Source organism: Mesorhizobium sp. B2-6-4 (assembly GCF_006441495.1).
In the GTDB taxonomy this organism is placed as follows: Bacteria; Pseudomonadota; Alphaproteobacteria; order Rhizobiales; family Rhizobiaceae; genus Mesorhizobium.
Genome location: NZ_VFUE01000004.1, coordinates 29,923 through 44,646 on the forward strand (window position 1 = coordinate 29,923; position 14,724 = coordinate 44,646).

Consider the following 14,724-nt stretch of genomic DNA (forward strand, 5'->3'; position numbering starts at 1 on the left):
TGTCGGCAGTCCCAATGGAGAACCACCATGACCGACACCAGCAAAATTCGTGAGCATATGGAAGTGATCGGTGCCGATGGCGTTCATGTCGGCACGGTCGACAAAGTCGAGGGGCAGCGGATCAAGCTGACCAAGTCCGACAGCGGCATGGGCACGCATAAGGGGCACCATCATTTCATTCCCCTGAGCCTTGTTGCGGAGGTCGAGGGAAAGAAGGTCTGGCTGTCGGCGAATTCCGACGTCGCGGTCACTTTCGAGGAAGAAAAGTCCGACCCCACCTGATCGCGTATAAGTCAGCGCGACGACCAGACCGGAAACAGATCGCCCTCGGCGGGCGTCGCGGCGAAAACGCCGCGCGTGATGGCGCGCGCCATCGTGGCGCCTGCCGCGGCATAAAGGTCGATTGCCGCGTCGGCTTCGAGCCGGATACCGCTCCTGCCGGTCGCCAGCGCGAAGACCAGATCGCCATCGGCCGGCGTGTGCGTCGGCCATATGGCCCGCACGAAACCGTCATGCGCTGACATGGCCAGGCGCTTTGCGGCGGCCTTTGTGAGAACGGCATCGGTGGCGATAACGGCGATGGTGGTGTTGCCGCCGGCATCCGCCTTGCCCGTGAACGTCTTGTCGCGAAACTTCAAGAGGATGCTTTTGGCGTCGTCCGGCATTGGCGAGGGATAGCCAAGCGCGCCGAATTCATCGCCGATCTCGAACGGAGCCGCCCAGAAATGGCGGCTTCGGCTGATGGTCACCGAGCCGATCGGATTGACCGCCGCCAGCGCGCCGATGGTGACGCCATTGTCAAGCAGCGTCGAAGCCGAGCCAAGCCCGCTCTTGAGATCGGAGGTCAGCGCGCCGGTGCCGGCGCCGGTCGTGCCGATCTGGAAATCCGAACCGGCGGCCTGCACCGTCTCGTAGCCGAGGTCGCGGTATGGCGGATAGCGGCCCCAGTCCTTGTCGCCGCCATTGCGCAGGTCGAACAGGATCGCCGCCGGCACGATCGGCACGCGAAAGCCGCCGACCTCGAAACCGATGCCACGTTCGCGCAGTGCTGCCTGTACGCCGGACGCTGCGTCGAGGCCGAAAGCCGACCCGCCCGACAGCACCACGGCATGGACCGTCTCAACCGAATTGTGGGGTTCGAGCAGGTCCGTCTCGCGGGTACCCGGCGCACCGCCCAGGATCTGGACGCCGGCTACAGCCGGTTCGTCGCAAAGGACTGTCGTCACGCCGGATTTCAGTCGGGCATCGGAGGCATTGCCGACGCTGAGACCGGCGACATCGGTGATCAGGTTGCGCGGGCCGGTGCGAAACATCAGTTGCTTTCCAACGGTACGAAGCGGGCGCCATCGAACCGGAAGACGCGGTACGGATTCCGGCTGAGGTCGCCCTTCGCATCAAAGCGCACCGGCCCGATCGCCGTGGTGAAATCATGCCCGATGAGCGCTTCCGCAAGCGGCCTGCCGGAGCTTGCGGCTTCCGCCATCGCCGCCTTGGCGGTTTCTACCGCCGCATAGGCCGGCAGCGTGTAGCCGTCCGGCACGATCTTCTGCGAGGCAAACACCTCGAGCACCTTGGGATTGGCGACATCGGCCCATTCCGGGGGAGCGATCATCAGCGTTCCCGTGGCGTAGGGCACCGCTCCGGGCGGCGTGCGCAGGTTCTCGCCGCCGGCGAATACGATGCCGGCGTCGAGTTGCGCGGCGTCGCGACCCATGATGGCGATGTCGTCGCCATCGCCACCGGCAAAGACATGGGTTGCGCCGGCCTTCTTCAGCCGGCCAATCAGACCGATCTGGTTGTCGAGCTGCGGCCGGAACGTATCGACGAACACCGGCTTCAGCGCCGCCTGTTCGGCCGCCGCCCGCAACGTCTCGGCGATCTCACGGCCGTAGATGGTGCCGTCATCGATGACGGCGAACAGTTCGTTCTGCCAAAGCCGGGTAAGGGTGGTGGCGACGGCATAGCGCTCGTCGTCGCCCCTCGGTCCGAGCCGGTAGACCGGCCAGCCGGTCTTGGGACGACGGTCAGTCAGGCTTTCGGTTCGCACGCCAACGGTGATGACGGCGATGCCTGCGTCCTTCAAGATCGGCATCGCCGCCTCGATCGCTTCCGTACAGAGAAATCCCACGACGACATTGACCTTGGCGGTCGCGAATTCCCGGGCTGCCGCGGCACCCCCATCGGCCGTGCAGGCATCGTCGATGGTCTTGAGCTCGATGCCGTTCGCCTGGGCCGCCACTTCGGCGCCGGCTTCGATCTGCCTGCCAAGGATCGCCGAAGGTCCGGAGAGCGGCGCGGCAACACCGACGAGCAGCGTCTGGGCGTTGGCGGCGCCGGTCAGCAGCAGCCAGGCCAGCGCGGCAGATATCGTTGCCCCGGGTCGCATCCTGTCGAAGACTTCCTCCAAGCGAGCCCGGATGGTCCCGGCGCCACTCCCGCCAAGACCTAAAGGCTGCCCGGTCTTGGCGCAACACGCGAATTTCGGGATATGGGCCAAGCACTTCGCTTGTGGGATGTCATATCTAGCCATATATAGCGGTAGGGTTCAGGCTATGGAAAATCTCCGGTGTTGAAGAAGAACGACATAGGACCGCAGGCCTATCGCGACGCGATGAGCCATTTTGCCGGTCACGTCCATGTGGTGACCACCGACGGGCCGGCCGGCAAGCGTGGCGCGACGGTCATCGCCGCCTGTTCGGTTTCCGATACGCCGCCGACCATTTTGGTCTGCCTGAACCGTGAAAATCCCAAGAACGAGCCGTTCGTGAAAAACGGCAGGTTTGCCTTGAACACGCTTGCCTCGCACCAGGAGCCGCTGTCGATCGGCTTTTCCGGCATCACCGGCCTGCCGGTCGAGGAACGTTTCGCGCTCGGCGAGTGGGATGTGATCTCCACCGGCGCGCCGACCTTGAAGGGCGCGCTCGCCGTGTTCGACTGCGAACTGATCGACACGAAGGACCTGGCCACCCATCGTGTGCTTTTTGGCAAGGTGACAGGCCTGCGCATGGGCGATAATTTGCGGCCGCTGATCTATCACGCCCGCGGCTACCACGTTTTGGAAAGCGGGGCAGAGGCGTCCACGGAGAAGGAATGACCGAGCTAAAACCGCGCCCCGTGCCGCGGACGATCGACGAGACGCTCGATCTCTTGACCGGCGCGGACTATGTGGCGGACCGGTCGTTGGCCACCGTGCTTTTCCTGTCGCTGCGCATGAAGCGGCCGCTGTTCCTCGAGGGCGAGGCCGGCGTCGGCAAAACCGAGATCGCCAAGGTGTTGGCAGAGGCGCTCGGCCGCCGGCTGATCCGTCTGCAATGCTATGAGGGTCTCGACGTCTCGTCCGCCGTCTATGAGTGGAATTATGCCGCGCAGATGATCGAGATCCGCATGGAGGAGGCGGCCGGCAAGGTTGACCGCTCCGACATGGAGCGCAACGTTTTCTCGGAAAAATACCTGATACGCCGTCCGGTGCTCGATGCGCTGACCGGCAAGGCCGGCGCCGCCCCGGTTTTCCTGATTGACGAGCTCGACCGTACCGACGAGGCGTTCGAGGCGTTCCTGCTCGAGATCCTTTCCGATTTCCAGGTGACGGTGCCCGAACTCGGCACGATCAGGGCGGAGGAGCCGCCGATCGTCATCATCACCACCAACCGCACCCGCGAAATCCATGACGCGCTGAAGCGGCGCTGCCTCTATCACTGGGTCGATTATCCCAGCGCCGAGCGGGAGTTGGAGATTGTGCGCCGCAAGGTGCCGCAGGCGAACAGCCGGCTTTCGGCCGAGGTGGTCTCCTTCATTCAGAAGCTCCGCCAGATCGAATTGTTCAAGATGCCGGGCGTTGCCGAGACCATCGACTGGGCCGGCGCGTTGACCGAACTCGACAAGGTCGCGCTCGACCCGGAAACCGTCTCCGACACGATCGGCGTGCTGCTGAAATACCAGGACGACATTGCCCGCATCGGCGAGGGCGAAGGCCGGCGTATCCTCGACGAGGTGAAGGCCGAGCTTTCGGCGGCGGAGTAGGGCTCATGGCCATGCCTCGCGCGGAACCCAGGGAGGCGACTGTCGACGGTCACATCGCCGACAACATCGTCTATTTCGCCCGTGTCTTGCGCAAATCAGGCATGCGCGTCGGTCCGGCCTCGGTTAAGGATGCCATCGAGGCGGTACTTGCCACCGGCATCGGCGCGCGCGACGATTTCTACTGGACGCTGCATGCCGTGCTGGTGTCGCGGCATGAGGACCATGCCATCTTTGACGAGGCCTTCCGGCTATTCTGGAAGTCGCGTGAGCTGATCGAAAAGATGCTGGCGATGCTTTCGCCGGTGGCGCCCGATACCAGGGAGAAGCAGAAGCCACGCGCGGCCGAAAGCCGTGTCAGCCAGGCCATGTTCGCAGGCCACAGCAGGAATCAGCCGGCGCAGGAAATCCCCGAGATCGAGGTCGACGCGCGCTTTACTTTCTCCGGCAACGAGGTGCTGAGGGCCAAGGATTTCGCTCAGATGAATGCCGCCGAGATGGCCGACGCCAGGAAAGCGATCGCCGAACTGCGGTTGCCCTTCGATATGGTGCGGACGCGCCGTTTCAAGGCCGATTCGCACGGTCGCCGCATCGATCCGCGTGCCATGATGCGCTCGGCCGCACGCACTGGGGGCGAACTGATCCTGCCGAAATTCCGCTCGCTCCGCGAAGTGTATCCGCCGTTGGTCGTGCTTGCCGACATTTCCGGTTCGATGAGCCAGTACACGCGCATCTTCCTGCATTTCCTGCATGCTCTGACGGAAAAGCGCCGGCGCGTGCACACTTTCGTTTTCGGCACCAGGCTCACCAATCTGAGCCGACAGATGCGCCATCGCGATCCCGACGCCGCCCTGGCCGACTGTTCCACCGCGGTCAAGGACTGGTCGGGCGGCACGCGCATCGGCGACACGCTGGCCGAGTTCAACCTGATGTGGTCGCGTCGCGTGCTGGGACAGGGCGCGGTGGTGCTTTTGATCACCGACGGGCTGGAGCGAGACGAGGTCGACGGCCTGTCGGAGGAAATGGAGCGTCTGCACAAATCCTGCCGGCGGCTGATCTGGCTGAACCCCTTGCTGCGCTTTGACGGTTTCCAGGCGCGCGCCCGCGGCGTCAGGGCGATGCTGCCGCATGTCGACGAATTCCGTGCCGTGCACAATCTCCACGCGCTCGCCGATCTCTGCGCCTCGCTGGACCGGAAGCCTGGATATGCCGTCGATCCGCGGCGATGGATGGAGGGTGGCGCGAGGCGCGCCGCGTAGCCATATGCTGCTGAACACACATATTTCCGGGAAAAACAGACCCTGAGAGAAGCAACGATGAGCGACAGCATTTATCTCGACGAGGCCCGTGACCCGCTGATCATCGCGGAAGGCTGGATGAAGGAAGGCAAGGATGTCGCCATCGCGACCGTTGTCGAGACCTGGGGTTCCGCGCCACGCCCGGCCGGCAGCCATCTGGTCATCGACGCCGACGGCAATTTCCACGGCTCGGTTTCGGGCGGCTGTGTCGAAGGCGCCGTGGTGACGGAGGCCATGGACGTCATCGGCACCGGCAAGCCCAGAATGCTGGAATTCGGCGTCGCCGACGAGACCGCCTGGCAGGTGGGCCTTTCCTGCGGCGGCCGCATCAAAGTATATGTGGAAAGGCTAGGCTGATCTTCAATGGATCCCTATGCGCTGAAAACACTCAACGCCGAGCGCCGCGCCCGCCGCGCCGCGATCCTGGTCACCGATCTTGGTGACGGCCGCGACCGTATCGTGCGCGAAGGCGATCCGGTCGCCGGCGATCTCGGTGCCGCGATCAGCAAGGCGTTCCGCACCGGGAATTCCGGCTCGGTCGAAGCGGAAGGGCGCACCTTTTTTCTCAACGCGCATCTGCCGCATCCGCGCCTGGTGGTGATCGGCGCCGTGCACATCAGCCAGGCGCTGGCGCCGATGGCCAGGATCGCCGGCTATCCAGTCGAGATCATCGATCCGCGCACGGCTTTTGCCACGTCGGACCGCTTTCCCGACGTCGCGTTGCACGCCGAATGGCCTGAGGAGGTGCTGCAACGACAGCCACTCGACAGCTATACGGCGGTCGCCGCCGTCACCCACGATCCCAAGATCGACGATTTCGCGCTGAAGGCGGCGCTCGACGCCAGGTGCTTCTATGTCGGGGCACTCGGCAGCAGGAAAACCCATGCCAAGCGTGTCGAGCGCCTGTTGGCGCTGGGCGCCAGTTCCGAGCAGATCGGTCGCATCCAGGCGCCGATCGGTCTCGATATCGGCGCGGCCAGCCCCGCCGAGATCGCCGTCGCCGTGCTGGCGCAGGTCATTCACGCGTTTCGCTCGCGCGGCCTTGAAGCCAGGGAAGCCGCAGCGTGAAATTCGGCCCGGTTCCTATCGAACAGGCCGAAGGCGCCGTGCTTGCGCACGCGACGACGGTCGGCGAGCGACGTTTCCGCAAAGCGCATCGGCTGAGTGCAGAGGATGTCGGGGTGCTGAAAGCGGCGGGCATCAGCGAAGTCGTCGCGGCCGTGCTTTCTCCCGGCGATCTGGGCGAAGACGCCGCCGCCGAACGGATCGCGACCGGTATGCGCCACCGCAACGTAGAGGCCAAGCCTGCCGCGACCGGGCGGGTCAACCTCCATGCCCAAGCCGCTGGCGTCTTCACCGTCAACAGCGCGATGATCGACGCCATCAATGCCGTCGATCCAACCATCACCATCGCCACGCTTGGCCAGCATGCGCCGGTCGAAAAGGGCCAGATGGTGGCAACCGTGAAGATCATTCCCTTCGCCGTTGGGTCGGCGCTGGTCGATGCGGTCATGGAAATCTGCGCCGGCGGCGAGATCTTTGCCGTCAATGCCTATCGGCCCATTCGTGTCGGTGTTATCCAGACCGTCTTGCCGGGCGTCAAGCCGAGCGTGCTCGACAAGACGCTGCGCGTCACCGAGGCACGGCTGGCGCGTTCGGGCGGGCGGCTGACGGCCGAGCGCCGCACGCCGCACGAGGTTGCGCCGGTTGCCGAGGCGGCCGCCTCGCTGGCGCGCGATAACGACATGGTCGTGATCTTCGGCGCTTCGGCCATGAGCGATTTCGCCGACGTCGTTCCGGCCGCGATCGAGGAAGCGGGCGGTACTGTCATCCGCGCCGGCATGCCGGTCGACCCCGGCAATCTGCTGGTGCTCGGCAGGGTCGCCGGCAAGCAGATCATCGGCGCGCCGGGCTGCGCCCGCAGCCCCAAGGAGAACGGCTTCGACTGGGTGCTCGACCGGCTGATCGCCGGCCTCGACGTAACGGCGACCGACATCGCCGGCATGGGCGTCGGCGGCCTGCTGATGGAAATCCCGACACGCCCGCAGCCGCGCGAACCGCTGCCGGCCGTAAGCCGGCTCAAGGTCGGGATCGTGCTTTTGGCGGCAGGCCGTTCGAGCCGCATGGGCGGGCCGAACAAACTTATGGCGCTTTTCGACGGCCAACCGTTGGTCCGCCGTACAGCAGAGCGTGCGCTCGCCTCAAAAGCTTCGGGCACGATCGTCGTTACCGGCCACCAGCGTGAGCGGGTGCGCGGCGCGTTATCGGGCCTGGACGTGACTTTCGCCGACAATCCCGATTTTGCCGATGGGCTCTCCACCTCCCTGAAAGCCGGTATGGCCTATCTGCCGGGAGATGCCGCCGGTGCGATGATCGTCCTCGGAGACATGCCGGGTGTCTCGACCGGCGATCTCGACCGGCTGATCGATGCGTTTCGCGGGGCGGGAGGCAATTTGGTCGTCCGCGCCTCGCACCTTGGCAAACGCGGCAATCCGGTCCTCCTGCCGCGCTCGCTGTTCCCGGCTGTCGCCCATCTCGAAGGTGATACCGGCGCACGCCACCTTGTCGAAGCCGGAGGACTTGACGTCGTCGATGTAGAGATCGGCGAGGGCGCATCCGTCGATGTTGACACTCGCGAGGCGCTTGAGGGCGCCGGCGGCGTGCTGCAGGATTGACAAAGCGAAGTCGAAAAACGCATGCCTTGGGCATGGCTAATCGTACCGTCGCACCCCCCTCTGGCCTGCCGGCCATCTCCCCCTCAAGGGGGGAGATTGGACATCATTTCGGCTTTCGCCAATCTCGAAGGCCGGCAGAAGGGCGCAGCCACCGAAACTGCCAATCTCCCCCCTTGAGGGGGAGATGGCCGGCATGCCAGAGGGGGGTGCTCACGCTCCCTGCCTTTCTGATTTCGATATTTTTCCTGTTTTCTGCTGCCCAGGCCTCTGCTCTCCAACTAAAACCCTTCAAGGACGATCTGTTCGCCTATCCCGCGACGCTCTCGTCAGACACCAACGGTGACTACACGGTGATCGACTACCGCGAGATGCGCGACATCAACCAGCGCGACGAGGTGCCGGAAAAGCGCGTGCATGCGCAGTATACCGATACCGGTGTGCGCAAGGTGCAGCAGGATCTGCTGTTGAAAACCGATGCCGGCGACGTCCGGCACATCGCCGTAGGCAAGACGCAAGGGGCTTCCGTCATCGTGCTCTACCTGCACGGGCAGGGCGGCAGCCGCAAGCAAGGTATCGATGACTTCACCTTCGGCGGCAATTTCAACCGCATCAAAAACCTGATGGCAGGCAATGGCGGCCTTTATCTCAGCCCTGACTTCCCAGATTTCGGCGACAAGGGGGCGGCGCAGGTCGCGGCGCTGATCGATCACTATGCGCAACAGTCGCCGGGCGCGAAGATCTTCGTCGCCTGCGGCTCGATGGGCGGCGCATTGTGCTGGAAGCTTGCCGCCCGCACGGACACAGGCAGGCAAATCGACGGGCTTTTGCTGCTTGGCTCGCTGTGGGATGAGAGTTTCTTCTCCAGCCTTGCCTTCAGACGCCACGTGCCGGTTTTCTTCGGTCAAGGCAGCCATGACGTGGTCTTTCCCGTGGCAAACCAGGAATCCTTCTTCCGGTCCATCATCGCCAAGTCGAAAGCCTATCCGACCCGCTTCGTGCGCTTCGAGACCGGCACGCACGGCACCCCCATCCGCATGGTCGACTGGCGCGGCGCGTTGAACTGGATGCTGTCGAAGGCGCCGTGATCGGACCTCGCGGGGCTCAGGGAGCGGTGTTGTAGTCGACAACCGTTTGCGGGTTTTCCTCGCCGTCATAGGAGGCGTCGACGTCGTACTGGACGAGTGAAAAATCGCCGTTGCGGAACAGATAGGTGCCTGCTGACGAGGCATCGCCGGCGCCGCGCCACTTGTTGAAGGTGGTTATCGTGTGGGCGTCCTGGTCGTAGCTGGAATTGGTCGCCCAGCCGGTGGTCCGGAAGCCGACGATGTGCATGGATTCGACCTTGCCTTCGCTGTCGTTGTTCACGTAGCGGATGTCCATCTCCGGTTCGGTGAACTGCAGTTGCCTGACGCCGTTCGCCTCGTCGGTCATGTAGTAGATCGAGCTTTCATTGTAGGCGGCCGCCGAGCAGGAAAAATGGAACAGGCGCGTTTCCTTGTCGGGATCGCCGGCCGCCGCATCCTTGTCCCTGTATTTGATGGAAAAAATCTCCGGCTCCTTGGCCGCGAGATCCTTGTCGCATTGGTCGCTATAGCTGGCCAGGAAAGCCTTCTTGGCCTGCTCCAGCGCTGCATCCCTCTTCGGCGGCGGCGGGCCGTCGCCACAGCTAGCCGGCACAGCCTCCTCGAAGTCCGCGCTCGACGGCTTCAGCGCTCCGCTGTCGATGAAGATCGGCTGGAATGGCGGCGCCTGAATCTGGGCATTGACCTGGCGCAGCGTGTAGCAGCCGGCAAAGACCTTCGCCTCGCCCTTCTTGTCGGTTGCCTGGATGGCGACCGGCACGCTGTAGTAGATGCTGCCTGCCGCGCCCTCGTTGGATACGGCGCCGGTCCTGACATCCACCTTGTCGGTACCGTCATAGCCCTTGACGAAGCTGTCGAAGTCCTTGGCCGGCTTGGTATCGCCATAATAACCCCAGGCACGTGCGAATTCATGCCGGTTGATGGCACTGTAGAGCGAGCGGACAACTGCCTCGGCGCTCGACCTGTCATCGACGTAGGGCGCCTCGTCGGCAGGTGCCGACTGGGCGATCGAGGCAAGGGAGAACAAGGCAGTCGCTGCGAGAAAAGCGTGTCTCATCGGGAATCTCCACGCGGTAACGGAGATTCTACCACGGTGATTGCGGCGACGTGGTGACGCCTTGCGGGTATCGCTTGAAGAATCGCCCGGGAAGGCGCTAGTTCGCGCTCGCGGCGCTTCAACTGCCCCGGGAGATAATTGCGTGACCCTATCCATGTATGAAGTATCGGTGGCTGTGTTTTCGGCCCGGTTGAAAGCGCTGTCCAGCGTGCTGTCCACGGCCGAACAAAACGCCGGCGAGCGCAAGATCGACCCGCAGGTGTTCCTGACGGCGCGGCTGGCGCCCGACATGTTCGCCTTGACCAGGCAGGTGCAGATCGCCACCGACCACGCCAAGGGAGCCCCATCGCGGCTCGCCGGCCGGGAGGTTCCCAAATACGAGGACAATGAGGCGAGCTTTGCCGAATTGCATGCGCGCATCGCCAAGACGCTTGACCATCTGGCGACGTTCTCCGCGGCCGATCTGGAAGGTTCGGACGAGCGGATTGTCGAGGTCAGGCTCGGCGGGCGCGAGGTCTCGATGGCCGGTTTGCAGTATCTCCTGCATCTGGCCATGCCCAACTTCTATTTCCACCTCACCACCGCCTACGACATTCTTCGCCATAATGGCGTGCCGCTGGGCAAGGCAACGTTCCTGGGCTCGCGTTGACGGATCACGTCGTCAAGGCGTTGCCCGTCCGGAGCCGGAATATCCCTGGCTGGCCGAACTAGCGAACGGACATTTCGCGGGCGATGCGCGGGAAATCGGCGGGCTTGATGCCGATGTCGGCGCGGTCCGCATTGCTCATGGAATGCAGCAGCGCGAGCGCGGCACGATAACGCAGATGTTCCTGCGGCCGTGGCCGCGCGAACATTTCAGTGAAGAACCCCATAATCCAGGCCCCTGTTGGACCTCCCAGCGTCCGAGTATAGGGGATTCGTGACGATTGTGCAGTGCAGCATTTGCATGCCTGCCATGCTCTGCAAAATTTTTCTGCCATGATCCTGCATCGCCTGAAACTTTCGCAGATCGCGAATCGTATCCCTCTCGCTGGCAGATGGCCGGTTTTTCCTCGCCGCTTCTGGCGAATTCCGGACTGCACCAACCGCAGTCCGGCTTTTTGTGACTGACCGGCGTGGTCCGGCCCCGTAAACCTTCAATTGTTAAAATCGGCGGCATGCATTTTTAACGAGCCGACCCTAAGGTGGATGTCTCGAACACACCGTGAGACTGGGGAGGCTGACATCGTTACCAGCGCCAAGCGGGATTTCGCTTCGTTGCTCGATGACCTCTTCGTCGCCTCCGACAAGGACGGGGGAGGCGAAGAGGCGGCCACTCGCCCATCCATTCCGTTTGACTATCTTTCCGTCGCCGACGAGCTCCATTCGGGCCGCATCAAGGTTTCTGGCAGCGGATTTGCCACGGAATATCGCGAGGCAGGCGCGGATCTCGCCGCAGAGTTCGCGGCCCTGCTCGATCATGCGAAGCTGGCACTTGCGGGCGAAGAGACAAGGCCCGAAGAAAAACTGCCTCCGATCGATCCCGAATCGATTGCCGTGGAATTGGGATTGGACACGCCTAAGGCTGTCGCCGACTTTGGTCGCATGCGCCGCAGTTTCGCCTTTTCCAACCATCCCGATCGCGTCGCGCCGCACCTGCGCCAGCGCGCCATGATCCGCATGCAGGTGGCCAACATGCTGATCGACGAGGCCAAGCGGCGCGCCCTGGCAGGGGCTCGCCGCTAGCGCAGTCTGGTTCACGCAAAAGTCGGTTTGCCGAGGCTTGGAGAGCGCCTCTGCTTTCTTGTAGGATGAAAATTCCTTCCCCGCGCAGCCGCGCAAGCTTTTCCCGCCGGAGCACACTTCCATGCACAAACGCCGTCTCGGTCGGACCGATCTTCTTGTTACCCAGATCTGCCTCGGTTCGATGACCTGGGGCCAGCAGAACACCGAAGCCGACGGCCACGCCCAGATGGACCTGGCCTTTTCGCGCGGGGTGAATTTCATCGACACTGCCGAGCTCTACCCGATCCCGCCCAAGGCGGAGACGCAAGGGCGGACCGAGAAGATCATCGGCAGCTGGATGAAGGCAAAGGGCAACCGCGACAAGGTGATACTCGCCTCCAAGGTCGTCGGTCGCACCGCAAACAGCTGGTTTCGCGGCGACAGGCCGTCGCAGCTGGTGCGCGCCGATATCTTCGATGCCGTCGACAAGTCCCTGGCCAGGCTCGGCACGGACTATGTCGATCTCTACCAGATCCACTGGCCGGAGCGGGACATACCCTGGGGCGCCAATCCGACGCGCGTCGGGGCCGTGGCGCGCCGCGCTGATTCCGTCGGGGCGCCGACCGGAGAAACGCCGATCGCGGAGACGCTTGCCGTCTTCGATGACCTGGTGAAGGCCGGAAAGATCCGCCATTTCGGCCTGTCCAACGAGAGTTCCTGGGGCGTCATGCGCTTCATTGCAGAGGCTGACAAAGCCATTGGTCCACGGGTCGCCTCGATCCAGAACGCCTATAATCTGGTCAACCGGACCTTCGAGGTGAACCTCGCCGAAGTCTGCGATCGCGAAGAGGTCTCGCTGCTTGCCTATTCGCCGCTCGCGCAGGGCTATCTCTCGGGCAAATACGATCACGGCGCGCGCCCGCAGGGGTCGCGCTCGCAGCTCTTCAACCGCGGCCAGCGTTACGAGACCCCCAATGCCGCCGAGGCGCAGCTTGAATACAACGAGCTGGCGCGCTCCTTCGGCCTGGAGCCGGCGCTGTTCGCCAACGCCTATGTATCGAGCCGGCCCTTTGTCACGTCGAACATCATTGGTGCCACGACCATTTCGCAGCTGGAAATGGCGCTGTCTTCAGTGGAGGTTGTCTGGACCGAAGAGATGCAGAAGGCAGTGGACGCCATTCATCAGCGGGTCGGCAATCCCTGTCCTTGATCGACTCGGAAGTTGAATTGTCTGGGAATAACAGCGGGATGGAGACGATGGTGGATTTTCCGATCGAAACATTGCGTGGAAAATTTCCCGCTCTCGCTCTGACCGATGGAGGTCTCAGGCGCAGCTCGACCTGTCAGCGTGCCTTGGTGCCGAACCCGGTCAGGAAAGCGGTGAGGTTGTCACAGAGTTCGTCGCAGAGATAGCCGCCTTCCTGGACGATTGCCGTCGGCAGGCCGAGCTTGGCGATGGCTTCGCCGATGCGCGAGAAACCTGGCGTCGTCACCGAAAGCCCGCCGAACGGATCACCCTCGAACGCGTCGAGCCCGAGCGCCACGACCAGCGCGTCGGGCGCGAAGGCGCGGATACGCTGGAACGCCACCTGAAGCGCTTCCAGAAACGCCGCGTCGGCGGATTTGCGTGGCAAGGGCAGGTTGAAATTATAGCCGAGACCGGGGCCTTCGCCGCGCTCGTCGGCATGTCCCCAGAAGAACGGATAGAAGCGCACCGGGTCGGCATGCAGCGACACGGTGAGCACGTCGGGCCGCGCATAGAAGATGCCTTGCGTGCCGTTGCCGTGATGCAGATCGACATCGAGGATCGCAACCCGTGCCGCTTGGCGGCGCAGTACCTGTGCTGCGACGGCCGAATTGTTGATGAAGCAGAAGCCGCCGGCGACGTCGGCGAACGCATGGTGACCGGGGGGGCGGCAAAGCGCATAGGTGGCCGGCGCGCCCGCCATCACCGCTTCCGCCGCCTCGACCGCGCTCCAGGCGCTCCACAGCGCGCTTTGCCAGGTCTCGCCAGAGATCGGGCAGGCCGTGTCGGCCATGTGGTACCCAGCCTGGCCGACCGCGGAGGCCGGATAGGAGCCGTTGCGCGCGATCGGGTGAATGTTGGGGATCACTTCAGCCGAGGCACCCTCGATGCGTTGCCAACGCGTGTAGATATGCTCCAGGAAATCGAGATATTCGGGCGTGTGCACCGCCGCGACCGGACCAAGTCCGTGATTGCGCGGCCGCTCGATCGTGCAGCCGGCCGATTTTGCGCCTGCTAACAATCTCTCGACGCGCTCCGGCTTTTCGGGATTGGGCTGCGGGGCGCCGCTGGAAAGGAAAGCCTTGGGGTCGTGGCGCTTCTGCTCCTGCGCGTAGAAGGCTTTCATTCTTTTTCCTCCGGCGCGTCGGCAAAGGCGAAGAAAGCGTCGCCGATGATCTTCTGCGTCTGCTCGTAGCTCGACCAGGCGATGCCCAGCCTTTCATAAAAGGCCTTTGCGCTCTCATTGTCGGTATCGACGGACAATCTGAGATAAGCGCCGCCTTGCTTGCGGCACTCGGTCGCGACGCGCCGCAGCAGGCGCTCGCCGATCCTGCGACCGCGAAACCGGTCCTCGACATAGAGGTCCTGCACATAGACGCCGGGCCGCCCCATCCAGGTCGAGAAGATCGGGAAATAGAGGCACAGTCCGGCGAATTCGCCATCGACTTCGGCGATCAGGGTCGAGAAGGCAGGTCTTTCGCCAAAGCCCCAGGTCCTGAGATCGTCTGGCGTTGAGACGATTTCTTCGGGCGCGCCGATATGGGTGCCGAGCTTCAGAATTGCGCCATGGATGGTTTCGACGTCTTCGATTCGTCCGGGGCGGAGGAGGATTTTTTCCGGACTTGTCATGGCAAGCAGGGAGCCA

The 14,724-nt window shown here is 63.6% G+C and carries 17 protein-coding genes; 11 read left to right on the forward strand and 6 right to left on the reverse strand.

All coding sequences use genetic code 11. From position 1 onward, the window contains the following. Positions 1–27 precede the first annotated feature (27 nt). The gene (locus FJ426_RS06720; protein WP_140493808.1) at positions 28–282 is read left to right on the forward strand and encodes a DUF2171 domain-containing protein; all 255 of its coding nucleotides are present in this window, start codon (positions 28–30) and stop codon (positions 280–282) included. An 11-nt stretch (positions 283–293) separates the two neighbouring features. Here the strand turns inward: FJ426_RS06720 and FJ426_RS06725 are convergent, their stop codons facing one another. Both FJ426_RS06725 and FJ426_RS06730 read right to left on the reverse strand, forming a co-directional pair. Continuing rightward, positions 294–1,313, reverse strand: coding sequence for a P1 family peptidase (locus FJ426_RS06725; protein WP_140560989.1), 1,020 nt, complete (start codon positions 1,311–1,313; stop codon positions 294–296). Beyond that, positions 1,313–2,386 (reverse strand): branched-chain amino acid ABC transporter substrate-binding protein, encoded by a 1,074-nt coding sequence (locus FJ426_RS06730; protein ID WP_140560990.1) that lies wholly within the window; start codon positions 2,384–2,386, stop codon positions 1,313–1,315. The genes FJ426_RS06725 and FJ426_RS06730 overlap by 1 nt, the downstream gene beginning before the upstream one ends. 180 nt (positions 2,387–2,566) lie before the next feature. Between FJ426_RS06730 and FJ426_RS06735 the strand changes: the two genes are divergently transcribed. The 7 genes from FJ426_RS06735 to FJ426_RS06770 all read left to right on the forward strand — a co-directional run bounded on the left by FJ426_RS06735 (position 2,567) and on the right by FJ426_RS06770 (position 9,075). Continuing rightward, positions 2,567–3,094 (forward strand): flavin reductase, encoded by a 528-nt coding sequence (locus tag FJ426_RS06735; RefSeq protein ID WP_140493802.1) that lies wholly within the window; start codon positions 2,567–2,569, stop codon positions 3,092–3,094. After that, complete coding sequence (locus tag FJ426_RS06740) at positions 3,091–4,020, forward strand: MoxR family ATPase (RefSeq protein WP_140493800.1); 930 nt, start codon at positions 3,091–3,093, stop codon at positions 4,018–4,020. The genes FJ426_RS06735 and FJ426_RS06740 overlap by 4 nt, the downstream gene beginning before the upstream one ends. A gap of 5 nt (positions 4,021–4,025) precedes the next feature. Beyond that, on the forward strand, positions 4,026–5,276 hold the full coding sequence (locus FJ426_RS06745) for a VWA domain-containing protein (RefSeq protein WP_181172775.1): 1,251 nt from the start codon (positions 4,026–4,028) through the stop codon (positions 5,274–5,276). Between the two features lie 57 nt (positions 5,277–5,333). Further along, the gene (locus FJ426_RS06750; protein ID WP_140560991.1) at positions 5,334–5,672 is read left to right on the forward strand and encodes an XdhC family protein; all 339 of its coding nucleotides are present in this window, start codon (positions 5,334–5,336) and stop codon (positions 5,670–5,672) included. A gap of 6 nt (positions 5,673–5,678) precedes the next feature. After that, positions 5,679–6,383 carry an XdhC family protein gene (locus tag FJ426_RS06755; protein WP_140560992.1) on the forward strand — a complete coding sequence of 235 codons (705 nt, stop codon included), beginning with the start codon at positions 5,679–5,681 and terminating at the stop codon, positions 6,381–6,383. After that, complete coding sequence (locus FJ426_RS06760) at positions 6,380–7,990, forward strand: molybdopterin-binding/glycosyltransferase family 2 protein (protein ID WP_140560993.1); 1,611 nt, start codon at positions 6,380–6,382, stop codon at positions 7,988–7,990. Before FJ426_RS06755 ends, FJ426_RS06760 begins: the two co-directional genes overlap by 4 nt. A 236-nt stretch (positions 7,991–8,226) precedes the next feature. Continuing rightward, positions 8,227–9,075 carry an alpha/beta hydrolase gene (locus tag FJ426_RS06770; RefSeq protein WP_140558562.1) on the forward strand — a complete coding sequence of 283 codons (849 nt, stop codon included), beginning with the start codon at positions 8,227–8,229 and terminating at the stop codon, positions 9,073–9,075. A 16-nt stretch (positions 9,076–9,091) separates the two neighbouring features. Here the strand turns inward: FJ426_RS06770 and FJ426_RS06775 are convergent, their stop codons facing one another. Beyond that, positions 9,092–10,129, reverse strand: a complete 1,038-nt coding sequence (locus FJ426_RS06775; protein ID WP_140493792.1) for a DUF1176 domain-containing protein — start codon at positions 10,127–10,129, stop codon at positions 9,092–9,094. Between the two features lie 142 nt (positions 10,130–10,271). Between FJ426_RS06775 and FJ426_RS06780 the strand changes: the two genes are divergently transcribed. After that, on the forward strand, positions 10,272–10,778 hold the full coding sequence (locus tag FJ426_RS06780; protein ID WP_140517685.1) for a DUF1993 family protein: 507 nt from the start codon (positions 10,272–10,274) through the stop codon (positions 10,776–10,778). 58 nt (positions 10,779–10,836) lie between these two features. Here FJ426_RS06780 and FJ426_RS06785 read toward each other — a convergent pair whose 3' ends face one another. Further along, entirely contained in the window at positions 10,837–11,001 is a 165-nt protein-coding gene (locus FJ426_RS06785) for a hypothetical protein (protein WP_140493788.1), read from the reverse strand. A gap of 385 nt (positions 11,002–11,386) precedes the next feature. Between FJ426_RS06785 and FJ426_RS06790 the strand changes: the two genes are divergently transcribed. Both FJ426_RS06790 and FJ426_RS06795 read left to right on the forward strand, forming a co-directional pair. After that, complete coding sequence (locus FJ426_RS06790; protein ID WP_140494990.1) at positions 11,387–11,854, forward strand: hypothetical protein; 468 nt, start codon at positions 11,387–11,389, stop codon at positions 11,852–11,854. A gap of 121 nt (positions 11,855–11,975) precedes the next feature. Continuing rightward, entirely contained in the window at positions 11,976–13,043 is a 1,068-nt protein-coding gene (locus tag FJ426_RS06795; protein ID WP_140517684.1) for an aldo/keto reductase, read from the forward strand. Between the two features lie 133 nt (positions 13,044–13,176). On the opposite strand, the gene FJ426_RS06800 is transcribed toward FJ426_RS06795, so the two are convergent. Together FJ426_RS06800 and FJ426_RS06805 are read right to left on the reverse strand one after the other, a co-directional pair. Beyond that, positions 13,177–14,205 carry a histone deacetylase family protein gene (locus FJ426_RS06800; RefSeq protein ID WP_140560994.1) on the reverse strand — a complete coding sequence of 343 codons (1,029 nt, stop codon included), beginning with the start codon at positions 14,203–14,205 and terminating at the stop codon, positions 13,177–13,179. Further along, positions 14,202–14,708: a GNAT family N-acetyltransferase gene (locus FJ426_RS06805; RefSeq protein WP_140560995.1), complete on the reverse strand. Its 507-nt coding sequence runs from the start codon at positions 14,706–14,708 to the stop codon at positions 14,202–14,204. Before FJ426_RS06805 ends, FJ426_RS06800 begins: the two co-directional genes overlap by 4 nt. Between the last annotated feature and the right edge of the window lie 16 nt (positions 14,709–14,724).

What these genes read in the sequence shown, in the direction of transcription:
- FJ426_RS06720 (WP_140493808.1), top strand. Translation starts at nt 28, where the DNA reads ATGACCGACACCAGCAAAATTCGTGAGCATATGGAAGTGATCGGTGCC.
- FJ426_RS06725 (WP_140560989.1), bottom strand. Translation starts at nt 1,313, where the DNA reads ATGTTTCGCACCGGCCCGCGCAACCTGATCACCGATGTCGCCGGTCTC.
- FJ426_RS06730 (WP_140560990.1), bottom strand. Translation starts at nt 2,386, where the DNA reads ATGCGACCCGGGGCAACGATATCTGCCGCGCTGGCCTGGCTGCTGCTG.
- FJ426_RS06740 (WP_140493800.1), top strand. Translation starts at nt 3,091, where the DNA reads ATGACCGAGCTAAAACCGCGCCCCGTGCCGCGGACGATCGACGAGACG.
- FJ426_RS06745 (WP_181172775.1), top strand. Translation starts at nt 4,026, where the DNA reads ATGGCCATGCCTCGCGCGGAACCCAGGGAGGCGACTGTCGACGGTCAC.
- FJ426_RS06750 (WP_140560991.1), top strand. Translation starts at nt 5,334, where the DNA reads ATGAGCGACAGCATTTATCTCGACGAGGCCCGTGACCCGCTGATCATC.
- FJ426_RS06755 (WP_140560992.1), top strand. Translation starts at nt 5,679, where the DNA reads ATGGATCCCTATGCGCTGAAAACACTCAACGCCGAGCGCCGCGCCCGC.
- FJ426_RS06775 (WP_140493792.1), bottom strand. Translation starts at nt 10,129, where the DNA reads ATGAGACACGCTTTTCTCGCAGCGACTGCCTTGTTCTCCCTTGCCTCG.
- FJ426_RS06785 (WP_140493788.1), bottom strand. Translation starts at nt 11,001, where the DNA reads ATGGGGTTCTTCACTGAAATGTTCGCGCGGCCACGGCCGCAGGAACAT.
- FJ426_RS06795 (WP_140517684.1), top strand. Translation starts at nt 11,976, where the DNA reads ATGCACAAACGCCGTCTCGGTCGGACCGATCTTCTTGTTACCCAGATC.
- FJ426_RS06800 (WP_140560994.1), bottom strand. Translation starts at nt 14,205, where the DNA reads ATGAAAGCCTTCTACGCGCAGGAGCAGAAGCGCCACGACCCCAAGGCT.
- FJ426_RS06805 (WP_140560995.1), bottom strand. Translation starts at nt 14,708, where the DNA reads ATGACAAGTCCGGAAAAAATCCTCCTCCGCCCCGGACGAATCGAAGAC.